This is a genomic window from Corallococcus llansteffanensis, from assembly GCF_003612055.1.
Lineage (GTDB): Bacteria > Myxococcota > Myxococcia > Myxococcales > Myxococcaceae > Corallococcus > Corallococcus llansteffanensis.
Genome location: NZ_RAWB01000292.1, coordinates 1 through 12596 on the forward strand (window position 1 = coordinate 1; position 12596 = coordinate 12596).

Annotated in this window: 1 protein-coding gene; it reads right to left on the reverse strand. The window is 71.9% G+C overall.

Annotated features, from left to right (window positions below; translation table 11 throughout):
* A partial coding sequence (locus D7V93_RS25100) for a non-ribosomal peptide synthetase (RefSeq protein ID WP_120645808.1) occupies window positions 1–12596 on the reverse strand: 12596 nt, incomplete at both ends.

Consider the following 12596-nt stretch of genomic DNA (forward strand, 5'->3'; position numbering starts at 1 on the left):
GCCAATGGGGGGCGGGCCCGAAGCGTCCTCCGCGCAGGGGTGGAGAGAAGCGATGACGGTGGCCTCGGTGGGGCCGTAGGCATTGAAGAAGCGGCGGCCCGGGGCCCAGCGGGAGACGACTTCGGCGGTGCAGGCCTCGCCGCCGGAGATGAGGGTGCCCAGGCCTTCGAGGCCCTCGGTGGGCAGCAGGGCGAGGACGGAAGGCGGCAGCAGCACCGAGTCGATGGCGTGCTTTCGCAGCACCTCCACCAGGGAGGGTCCGGGCAGCAACTCGTCGCGCGAGGCGAGGCAGAGGGTGGCGCCGGAGAGCAGCGCGAGCGTCACCTCATAGACGGCGGCGTCGAAGCTGAAGGAGGCGAATTGGAGGACGCGCTGGCCGGGGCGCAAGGCGGTGGCGCGAGCCAGGGCGAGGGTGAGGTTGGGCACGCCACGGTGGGCCACCATGACGCCCTTGGGGCGGCCGGTGCTGCCGGAGGTGTAGATGACGTACGCCAGGTTCTCCGCCGTCACGCGCGAGGTGGGCGCGGTGAGAGGCCGTGCACGCAGCGAGGCCTCTGCCTCATCCAGGCAGAGGAGGTGGCCTGCGTAGGGCAGCAGCTCGTGGCGAAGCGAGGAGTGGGAGAGGAGGACGGGAGCGGCGCAGTCCTCCAGCATGAAGGCCAGTCGCTCACGGGGGTAGGCCGGATCCAGGGGCACGTAGGCCCCGCCGGCCTTGAGGACGCCAAAGAGGGCGACGAGCAACTCGAAGGAGCGCTCCAGGCAGAGGGCGACGGGCGTGTCGGGCCCGACGCCCAGGGCGACGAGGGCATGGGCGAGCTGGTTGGAGCGCTCGTCCAACTGGCGGTAGGTGAGGTGCGCGTCGCCGAAGCGGAGGGCGACGGCGTCGGGAGTCTTGCGCGCCTGGGCGGCGAAGAGCTCATGGACGCAGGCACCGTCGGGGAAGTCGGCGCGGGTGTCATTCCAGTCGACGAGCAGCTGGCGGCGCTCGTCCTCGGAGAGGAAGGAGACGGAGGCCAGGGGTGCTTCGGGCTGGGCCACCAGGGCTTCGGCGAAGGCGCGGAAGTGGGAGGCCAGGCGCTGGGCGGTGGAGGCGGAGAAGAGGTCCCGGTTGTAGCGAAGGCCGCCTGAGAAGCCCTGGGGTGACTCGGAGAGCGTCAGCTCCAAATCGAAGCGGGTGGAGGGGCTCTCATTCTCCACGGGACGCAGCGCCAGCTCGCGAAGCTGGAGGCCCGCGGCCGGAGCATTCTGCAAGGCGAAGAGGGCCTGGAAGAGAGGACTGCGACTCATATCGCGCTCGGGGCGCAACTCCTCCACCAGCCGCTCGAAGGGCACGTCCTGGTGGGCGAAGGCGCCCAGGGCCACCTCGCGCACGCCTCGCAGCAATTGCAGGAAGTCGCGTGAGGCATCCACCTGCGAGCGCAGCACGAGGGTGTTGACGAAGAAGCCGATGAGGCCTTCGGTTTCGGAGCGCTGACGGCCGGCGATGGGAGAGCCGACGCTGACGTCCGCCTGGCCCGAGTAGCGCGAGAGCAGCGCCTGCCAGACGGCCAGCAGCAGCATGAAAGGCGTCACGGAGTGCTGGTGGCCCAGGGCGCGCAGCCGCTCGGCCAGGGCCGTGGGCAGCAGGACGGGGACGGAAGCGCCGCGGAAGGACTGCACGGCAGGCCGAGGCTTGTCCGTGGGCAGCTCCAGCGAAGCGGCTCCGGTGAGCTGCTGGCGCCAGTAGGCCAGCTGGGCGTGCAGCACGTCGCCATGCAGCCAGCCGCGCTGCCAGAGGGCGTAGTCGGCGTACTGCACCGGCAGGGCGGGCAGGGGCGAAGGCAGGCCTTGGCGGAAGGCCTCGTAGAGGGCGGCCACCTCGCGCACCAGCACGCCCATGGACCAGCCGTCGGAGACGATGTGGTGCAGCGTCAGCACCAGCACGTGCTCCTCTTGCGCCAGCCTCAGCAGCAGCGCGCGCACCAGGGGGCCCTGGGCCAGGTCGAAGCCCAGGGTGCTCTCATGGGAGACGAGGCGGCGGGCTTCCGCCGCGGTCGCGTCGCCCAGGCCCTCCAAATCCACCTCGCGCAGGGGCAGGGAGGAGGGAGGAGCGATGAGCTGGAAGGGCTGGCCGTGGCGCTGGGGGAAGCAGGTGCGGAGCGCCTCGTGGCGCTGGACCAGGGCGGAGAGGGCCTGGCGCAGGGCTTCACGGTGCAGGGGCCCTTCGAGGCGGACGACGGCGGGGATGTTGTAGGTGGAGGAGCCGGGCTGCAGCTGGTCGATGAGCCACAGGCGCTGCTGGGCGAAGGAGAGGGGAAGCTCCTCGGGACGGGGCATCGGCACGAGGGGCGGCGCCTCGGAGCGAAGGCCCGACTGGAGGGCGGCATCGACGCGGGAGGCGAGGGCCTGGACGGAGGAGGCCTCGAAGAGGGCGCGCAGGGGCAGCTCCACGCCGAAGGTGGAGCGCAGGCGGGAAACCAACTGTGTGGCCAGCAGTGAGTGGCCGCCGAGGAGGAAGAAGTCCTCCTGCACGCTGACGCGCTCGACGCGCAGCACCTGGGCGAAGAGGCTCGCCACCAGCTCTTCAGTCGGCGTGCGCGGCGCCACGTGGTCGACGTGACGAGCCGCCAACGCCGACTCCGGAACGGGCAGGGCCTTCCTGTCCACCTTGGCATTCGCCGTGAGGGGCAGTGCCTCCAGGCGCACCAGCGACGACGGCACCATGTACTCGGGCAGCCGCTGCTGGAGATGGGTGCGCAGCTCGGAGAGGGACAGGGATTCGGGCGCGGCGAAGTAGCCCACCAGCCGCTTGTCTCCGGGCTGATCTTCCCGGGCCATCGCCACGGCTTCGCGCACGCCGGGGAAGGACGACAGGGCGCCTTCGACCTCGGACAGCTCGATGCGGTAGCCGCGCACCTTCACCTGCGCGTCCGCGCGGCCGAGGAACTCCAGGACGCCTTCCTTCCCCCAGCGCACGAGGTCTCCCGTGCGGTAGAGGCGGGCCCCTGGCGTGGCGGAGAACGGATTGGGGATGAAGCGATCCGCGGTGAGCGACGGCTGACCGATGTAGCCGCGCGCCAGGCCATCTCCTCCGACGAACAGCTCGCCCGTGACTCCCACGGGCACCAGCTGGCCCGCCGCGTCCAGCACGTACACCCGCGTGTTCCCCAGCGGGCGGCCCAGCGGGATGGTAGTGCCCACCTGCTCGGCGGACGTGAAGCGATGGCTCGTGGCGAAGACGGTCGTCTCCGTCGGTCCGTAGCCGGCCGTGACGGGGATGCGCAGCTCCTCCAGGACCCGGCGCACGGGGCCGGGAGGAATCACGTCGCCGCCCGTGAGCACCTGACGCACGGAGCGCAACGCGGGCAGGTGGGTGTCCACCACCTGGGTGAAGAGGCCCGCGGTCAGCCACAGCGTCGTCACCCCGTGGCGTATCAGCACGGTCTCCAGCGTGTGCGCGTCGGAGACCGCGTGGGGCGGGTAGACGGCCAGCTTCGAGCCGTGCAGCAGCGCGCCCCAGAGTTCAAGCGTGGATGCGTCGAAGGCGATGGGCGCCATGAGCAGCAGCGTCTCGTCAGGCCCGAAGTGGGCGTAGTCCACGCCGAACACCGTGCGCAGCACCCCGGCGTGCGTCGTGCCCACGCCCTTGGGACGGCCCGTCGAGCCGGAGGTGAAGTCCACATAGGCGAGGCTGTCGGACAGCGCGGCCGGCGGCGGAGCCTGGAGGGCCTCGGCGTCCAGGGCGACGTCTTCCAGCACCACGGCGGTGAGGCCCGCGTGGGGGAGTTTCGGCAGCAGTTCCCGTGAGGTCAGCAGGACACGGGGGCCGGTGTCCTCCAGCATGGCGACCAGTCGCTCGCGCGGGTAGGCCGGATCCAGGGACACATAGGCGCCGCCGGCCTTGAGGATGGCAACCAGCGCGACCACGAGCTCCACCGAGCGCTCCAGCGCCAGGGCGACCCGCGAGTCGGTGGAGACGCCCAGCCGACGCAGGTGCCAGGCGAGCTGGTTCGCGCGCTCGTCAAGCTGACGGTAGGTGAGGTGGAGGGACTCGGATTCGACGGCGCACTTCTCCGGGAAGTGGGCCACCACCTGGGCGAAGACCTCCGGCAAGGTGGTGCCTCGCGGGTACTCCGTTGCGGTGTCATTCCAGTCGACGAGCAGCTGGCGGCGCTCGTCCTCGGAGAGGAAGGAGACGGAGGCCAGGGGTGCTTCGGGCTGGGCCACCAGGGCTTCGGCGAAGGCGCGGAAGTGGGAGGCCAGGCGCTGGGCGGTGGAGGCGGAGAAGAGGTCCCGGTTGTAGCGAAGGCCGCCTGAGAAGCCCTGGGGTGACTCGGAGAGCGTCAGCTCCAAATCGAAGCGGGTGGAGGGGCTCTCATTCTCCACGGGACGCAGCGCCAGCTCGCGAAGCTGGAGGCCCGCGGCCGGAGCATTCTGCAAGGCGAAGAGGGCCTGGAAGAGAGGACTGCGACTCATATCGCGCTCGGGGCGCAACTCCTCCACCAGCCGCTCGAAGGGCACGTCCTGGTGGGCGAAGGCGCCCAGGGCCACCTCGCGCACGCCTCGCAGCAATTGCAGGAAGTCGCGTGAGGCATCCACCTGCGAGCGCAGCACGAGGGTGTTGACGAAGAAGCCGATGAGGCCTTCGGTTTCGGAGCGCTGACGGCCGGCGATGGGAGAGCCGACGCTGACGTCCGCCTGGCCCGAGTAGCGCGAGAGCAGCGCCTGCCAGACGGCCAGCAGCAGCATGAAAGGCGTCACGGAGTGCTGGTGGCCCAGGGCGCGCAGCCGCTCGGCCAGGGCCGTGGGCAGCAGGACGGGGACGGAAGCGCCGCGGAAGGACTGCACGGCAGGCCGAGGCTTGTCCGTGGGCAGCTCCAGCGAAGCGGCTCCGGTGAGCTGCTGGCGCCAGTAGGCCAGCTGGGCGTGCAGCACGTCGCCATGCAGCCAGCCGCGCTGCCAGAGGGCGTAGTCGGCGTACTGCACCGGCAGGGCGGGCAGGGGCGAAGGCAGGCCTTGGCGGAAGGCCTCGTAGAGGGCGGCCACCTCGCGCACCAGCACGCCCATGGACCAGCCGTCGGAGACGATGTGGTGCAGCGTCAGCACCAGCACGTGCTCCTCTTGCGCCAGCCTCAGCAGCAGCGCGCGCACCAGGGGGCCCTGGGCCAGGTCGAAGCCCAGGGTGCTTTCATGGGAGACGAGGCGGCGGGCTTCCGCCGCGGTCGCGTCGCCCAGGCCCTCCAAATCCACCTCGCGCAGGGGCAGGGAGGAGGGAGGAGCGATGAGCTGGAAGGGCTGGCCGTGGCGCTGGGGGAAGCAGGTGCGGAGCGCCTCGTGGCGCTGGACCAGGGCGGAGAGGGCCTGGCGCAGGGCTTCACGGTGCAGGGGCCCTTCGAGGCGGACGACGGCGGGGATGTTGTAGGTGGAGGAGCCGGGCTGCAGCTGGTCGATGAGCCACAGGCGCTGCTGGGCGAAGGAGAGGGGAAGCTCCTCGGGACGGGGCATCGGCACGAGGGGCGGCGCCTCGGAGCGAAGGCCCGACTGGAGGGCGGCATCGACGCGGGAGGCGAGGGCCTGGACGGAGGAGGCCTCGAAGAGGGCGCGCAGGGGCAGCTCCACGCCGAAGGTGGAGCGCAGGCGGGAGACCAACTGCGTGGCCAGCAGCGAGTGACCACCCAGTTCAAAGAAGTTGTCGTGGGCTCCAACCCGCGGGACGCGCAACAACGCGCTGAAGAGATCCGCGACCTGCTGCTCCAGCGGCGTGCCGGGCGGGACGTACTGCGCGCGCTCCAGCACCACAGCGTCCGGCGCGGGCAGGGCCTTGCGGTCCACCTTCCCGTTCGGCGTGAGCGGGAAGGCGTCCAGCGCCATGATCCGCGAGGGCACCATGTACTCGGGCAGTCGCTCTCGAGCGAAGGTCCGCAGCAGGCTTGCGTCCACGGCGTGGCCCGGCTTCGGCGCCACCCAGGCCACCAACTGTCCGTTGTCCGCGCCGTCGCGGCGCGCGCCGGCCACCACCTGCCCGACGTCCGGGTGTCGGGAGAGGACGGCCTCCACCTCGCCCAGCTCGATGCGGAAGCCTCGCACCTTCACCTGGAAGTCGGTGCGGCCCAGGAACTCCAGCGTGCCGTCGTGGTGCCAGCGCGCCAGGTCGCCGGTGCGGTACATGCGCGCGCCCGGCATGGAGGAGAAGCCGTCCGGGACGAAGCGCTCCGCCGTCAGCTCCGGACGGCGGTGGTAGCCGCGCACGACGCCGGCGCCCGCGATGAAGAGCTCGCCCGAGACGCCCACGGGCGCCGGTTCCCCCTGGCCATCCAGCACGTAGACGCGGGTGTTCGCGACGGGCCCACCAATGGAGATGACCGCGGCGGGATCCTTCGGATCCACCGCGTGGGAGGTGGAGTAGACGGTGGTCTCCGTGGGCCCGTAGCCGTTGATCAACGTGGCGGTGGGGAGCGCCGCGCAAAGCTGCCGCGCCAGCGTGCCCGCGAGCGCCTCGCCGCCCACGATGAGGTGGCGCAGCGCCCCCAGCGAGACAACGGACTCGGGGGCCAGCACGAGGGTGCGCGCGAAGGACGGCGTGCACTGCAGGTGCGTGATGGTGTGGCGGCGCAGGACCTGGGACAGGGAGGGCGCGTCGCCCCGCGCGGCGGCCTGCTCATCATGGAGGACGACCTGGAAGCCCCGGGTGAGCGTCCAGAGGATCTCCAGGACGTGGATGTCGAAGGAGATGCTGGTGACGGCCAGCCAGGTCCCCGGTTCAGAGGGGTTGACCCACGCGTCCACCGCGTCCAGGAGGTTGGCGGCGGTGCGGCGGGTCACCATGACGCCCTTGGGCCGTCCCGTGCTGCCCGACGTGTAGATGACGTAGGCCAGCGCGTCGGCGTCCGCGGCGACCGGCGTGGAGGCCCGTTCGCCCTCCGCGACCTCGTCGAGCAGGAGCACGTCCAGGCCGTCCGCGGGGACGGTGCCCAGCAACGAGCGCTCGGTGATCAGCACGCGGGCTCCGGAGTCCTGGAGCATCCAGGCCAGCCGGTCCGCCGGGTAGCCCGGATCCAGGGGCACGTAGGCCCCGCCCGCGTGGAGGATGGCGAACATCGCCGCGACCATGTCCGGCGAGCGCCGGAGGCACAGGGCCACGGGCACGTCCGCGCCGACGCCCCGCGCCCGCAGACTCCGGGAGAGCCGCGCGACGCGCTCATGGAGCTGCCCGTACGTGAGCCGCTCGTCCCCGTGGATCACCGCTGGGGCGTCCGGGGTGCGGCGGGCCTGGAGCTCGAACCGCGTGGGAACGCTGGTGAGATCGAACGGCCGGGCTGTGTCGTTCCAGCTCCGGAGCACCTGGTGGCGCTCGTCCTCGGAGAGGAGGGAGAGCCCGGCGAGGGGCTGGTCGGGCGAGGTGGTGGCGGCGACGAGCAGTGCGCGCAGGTGCCGCAGCAGCCGCTGCATCGACGCGGCGTCGTAGAGCTCGGCGTTGTAGTCCACCGAGGCCTGGAGGCCGGAGGACTCCTCGTTGAACCCCAGGGTGAAGTCGAACTTGGCGGTGCGGCTGTCGAGGCCCTGGACGCGGAAGTCGAGGCCGGGCAGGGCCAGCTGGGTGCGCGGCTGGTTCTGCAGCACCAGCATCACCTGGAAGAGGGGGGTGTGGCTGAGGCTGCGCTGGGGGTTGAGCTCCTCGACGAGCCGCTCGAAGGGCAGCTCCTGGTGGGAGTAGGCCGCCAGGGCCGTGTCGCGCGTCTGGCGCAGCAGCTCGCGGAAGGAGGCGCGCGGGGAGAGGTGACCGCGAAGCACGAGGGTGTTGACGAAGAAGCCCACCAGCCCTTCCAGCTCCGGGTGGGTGCGACCGGAGATGGGCGAGCCGACGCTGATGTCGTCCTGGCCGGAGTAGCGGGCCAGCAGCACCTGGAAGGCCGCCAGCAGGGCCATGAAGGGCGTGGCCCTCTCCTGGAGGGCCAGGGCGTTGAGGGGCTCAACCACCTCGCGGGGCAGGTGGTCCTGGAGCCGGGCGCCCCGGAAGCTGAGCACGGCGGGGCGGGGCCTGTCGGTGGGCAGCTCCAGCAGGGCGGGGGCGCCCTGAAGCTGCTGGCGCCAGTAGTCCAGTTGCTCTTGCAACACGTCACCCTGGAGGCGGTCGCGCTGCCAGAGGGTGTAGTCGGCGTACTGCAGGGGCAGCGGCGAGAGGGCCGGAGGCTGGCCGGTGGAGTGCGCCTGATAGAGGGCCACCAGCTCACGCACCATGACGGCGGCGGACCAGCCGTCGGAGATGATGTGGTGCATGGAGACGAGCAGCACGTGCTCGCGCTCGCCCAGGGCCACCAGTGTCATGCGCAGCAGCGGTCCGCGCTCCAGGGCGAAGGGGTGCCGCGCATCCTCGGAGGTGAGCCGCTGGAGCTCCGCCGTGCGCTCGGCGTCAGGAAGCGCGCGCAGGTCGACGTGAGCAAGGGTGGGGGGCGTCTGGGAGATGACCTGGACGGGCCCGGCCTCGGTGGAGGCGAAGTGGGTGCGCAGCACCTCGTGGCGAAGGACGAGGCCGGTGAGGGCGTGCTCGAGCGCGCCGATGTCGAGCTCGCCCTCCATGCGGATGGAGGCGGAGATGTTGTAGGCGGTGTCGCCGGGCTTGAACTGGTGGAGGAACCACAGTCGCTGCTGGGCGAAGGAGAGCGGCAGCGCGTCCGGACGCGGCTGGATCGTCAGCGGCGGCGCGCGGACCTCCGGCTCGGGCGCGTCCTGCAGAGCGCTGGCGAGCTCCGCGATGGTGGGCGCCGCGAAGAAGCGCTCCAGGGGGACCTCCACGCCCAGCGAGTCCTGCACGCGCGCGAGCATGAGGACGGAGGAGAGCGAGGAGCCGCCACGCTCGAAGAAGTTGTCGTGCACGCCGGGCGCGGGCCCGTCGAGGACCTCGGCCCAGATGGCGGCGAGGGTCTCCTCCAGGGGCGTGTGGGGCGAGACGAAGGGCGCGGGCCCGGTGGAGGCATTGGGCGCCGGGGTTTGGGGGCGCAAGGGTGGCAGTTGCAGCGGCCCTTCCGGCGGCAGCTGGCTCAGGAGCCGGCGCGGGTTTTCGACGATGCCCTCCAGCAGTGCCTGGAAGTGGCCCGCCAGCCGCTCCATGGAGGCGGGCTCGAAGAGGTCCGCGCAGTACTCCAGCTGGGCCTCCAGCGGCCCCGCGCGCTCGGTCATCGTCAGCGCGAGGTCGAACTTGGAGGTGTCGTTGCGCGCCAGCAATCGCTCGGTGCGCACACCGGCCAGGGCCGGGGGCTGCGTGGGGGCACTCTGCAGGGAGAAGACCACCTGGAAGAGCGGGGTGCGGCCGAGGTCGCGCACCACGCCCAGCGTCTCCACCAACTGCTCGAAGGGGACGTCCTGGTGGGCGAAGGCGCCCAGCGAGGCCTCCTTCACGCGTGCCAGCACCTCCGTGAAGCGCGGGTCCCCGTCCAGGCGGGAGCGGAGGACGAGGGTATTGACGAAGAAGCCGATGAGCGGCTCCAACTCGCGGTCGGTGCGGTTGGCGATGGGAGAGCCGACGCTGATGTCGTCCTGGCCGGAGTAGCGGGCCAGCAGCACCTGGAAGGCGGACAGCAGCACCATGAAGAGGGTGGTGTCGGAGTCCTGGGCCAGCTGCCGCAGGGAGGCGGAGAGGGAGGCGGGCAGCCGGAAGGCGTGGGAAGCGCCGCGGTTGCTGTGCAGCGCGGGGCGCGGCTTGTCGGTGGGCAGCTCCAGGGTGGGGACACCCGCAAGCTGCTGACTCCAGTAATCCAGTTGCGCCTGCAACGCGCTGCCCTGGAGCCACTCGCGCTGCCAGGCGGCGAAGTCCGCGTACTGCACGCGCAGCTCCGGCAGCGGCGAGGGCAGCCCCTGGGTGAAGGCCTCGTAGAGCGTCGCCATCTCCCGCACCAGCACGCCCATGGACCAGCCGTCGGAGACGATGTGGTGCATGCAGACGAGCAGCACGTGCTCGGTGTCGGAGAGCTTCAGCAGCTCCGTGCGCAGCAGCGGACCGGTGCCCAGGTGGAAGGGCCGTTGGGCGCCGGCCAGGGCGAGCTCCAGGGCGCGCGCCTCGCGCTCGGCGGTGGGCAGGGCGCTCAGGTCCTGCACGGGCAGCACCCAGGCGGAGGGCGGGTGGATGAGCTGCCGGGGTGAGCCCAGGTGGCGGGTGAAGGTGGTGCGCAGCGACTCATGGCGGCGCACCAGCTCGGTGAAGGCACCTTGCAGCGCGGGGACGTCCAGCGCCCCTGCCAGGCGCAGGGCGTACGGCATGTTGTAGGTGGCCTTGCCCGGCTGGAGCTGGTCGAGGAACCACAGCCGCTGCTGCGCGAAGGAAAGCTCCAGCGGCTCCGTGCGCGGCTCCCGCGTCCGCGTGAGGGCCGGCAGGACGTCCTTCTTCCCCGCGGCGTCGATGCGGCGCGCGAGGTCCGCGAGGACGGGCGCCTCGAAGATGGCGCGCAGGGGCAATTCCACGCTGAACGTCGCGCGCACGCGGGCCACCAGCTGCGTGGCCCGCAGGGAGTGGCCGCCCGCATCGAAGAAGTGATCGCGCGCGCCCACGCGCGGCAGGCGCAGCACCTCCGCCCAGAGGTCCGCGAGCTGCTCCTCCGTGGGGGTGCTTGGGGCGACGTACTCGGCGGTGGCGGCGGAGGCGTCCGGCGCGGGCAGGGCCTTGCGGTCCACCTTGCCGTTGGGGGTGAGCGGCAGCGCCTCCAGCAGCACGAAGGCGGTGGGCACCATGTGTTCGGGCAGGCGCTGGCGCAGGAAGTCGCGCAGGGACTCCCCGCTCCGAGCTTCGGGCGTGGAGGACTCATGCGCGACGGCGTAGGCCACGAGCCGCGCGTCGCCGGGGGCGTCCTGGCGCGCGACCACCACCGCCTCCTTCAGCGCGGGGTGCTCCAGGAGCGCCGCCTCGATCTCGCCCGGCTCGATGCGGAAGCCGCGCACCTTCACCTGGTGGTCGATGCGGTGGAAGTACTCGAGCTGGCCGTCCTCCCGCCAGCGCACGAGGTCTCCCGTGCGGTACATGCGCGCGCCGGGCGTGGCGCTGAACGGATCCGGCACGAAGCGCTCCGCGGAGAGCGCGGGGCGCTGGAGGTAGCCGCGCGCCACCTGGAGGCCGCCGATGAAGAGCTCGCCGGGGATGCCCACGGGCACCGGGCGCAGCGAGGCATCCAGGACGTAGCCGGGGACGCCGGGCAGCGGCCGCCCGATGCGCGGCGCGTCCGGGAACTCGGAGACGGCGCAGGCGGTGGCGTCGACGGTGCACTCGGTGGGGCCGTAGACGTTGAAGAAGCGGGTGTTGGTGGCGCGCGCAAGCTGCGCCCAGGTGGCGACGTCCACGGCCTCGCCGCCCACGAGCACGCGCTGGAGAAGGATGCCCGGACGGCGCAGCAGCCCCTCCTCCAGCAGCAGGCGCAGGTGGGCCGGGGAGCAGTCGAGGACGTCCAGGCGGTCCTTCTCGATGCGGCGCAACATGCGCGCCATGTCGCCGCGATCCTCCTCGGGCACGAAGCAGAGCGTGTGCCCGTCGAGCACCTGGATGAGCTGCTTCACCGAGGCGTCGAAGGAGAGCGGCGCGTTGACGCTGACGCGCAGCGGGCCCCGGGTGCCGGCGTAGACCGTGGAGGCGAGCGCCTGGCGCAGGTGCAGCGCGTTGCGGTGCGGGACCATCACCCCCTTGGGACGTCCCGTGGAGCCGGAGGTGTAGATGACGTAGGCCAGGTTCTCGGGCCGCGTCGCCACGATCGGAGCGGTGTCCGGTCCGGTGAGCGCGTCGCCGTCGGAGCCCAGGCACACGACCCGGGCCTCCGTGGCGGGCAGGGCGCTCGCCAGGTGCCGCTGCGTGAGGACCACCCGCGCCCGCGTGTCCTTGAGGACGAAGTCCTTCCACTCCTGGGGGTAGGACGGATCCACGGGCACGTAGGCGCCGCCGGCCTTGAGCGTGCCGAGGATGGCGACGAGCGCCTCCACGGAGCGCTCCAGGCAGAGGACGACCGGCGCGTCCGGCCCGATGCCCAGCGCGACGAGGTGGTGGGCGAGCTGGTTGGAGCGCGCCTCCAGCGCTCCGAACGTCAGCTGCGTGTCGTCGCGGACCACCGCGAGGGCGTCGGGGGTGCGCCGGGCCTGCTCGGAGAAGCACTCGTGCAGCGTGGACTCCGGGGCGGCCCCGGCGCGGGGGGGATTCCACTCCAACAGCACCTGGCGGCGCTCGTCCTCGGAGAGGAGGGAGAACCCGGCGAGGGGCTGGTCGGGCGAGGTGGTGGCGGCGACGAGCAGGGCGCGCAGGTGCCGCAGCAGCCGCTGCATCGACGCGGCGTCGTAGAGCTCGGCGTTGTATTCCACCGAGGCCTGGAGGCCGGCGGACTCCTCGTGGAGCATCAGGGTGAAGTCGAACTTGGTGGTGCGGCTGTCGAGGCCCTGGACGCGGAAGTCGAGGCCGGGCAGGGCCAGCTGGGTGCGCGGCTGGTTCTGCAGCACCAGCATCACCTGGAAGAGGGGGGTGTGGCTGAGGCTGCGCTGGGGGTTGAGCTCCTCGACGAGCCGCTCGAAGGGCAGCTCCTGGTGGGAGTAGGCCGCCAGGGCCGTGTCGCGCGTCTGGCGCAGCAGCTCGCGGAAGGAGGCGCGCGGGGAGA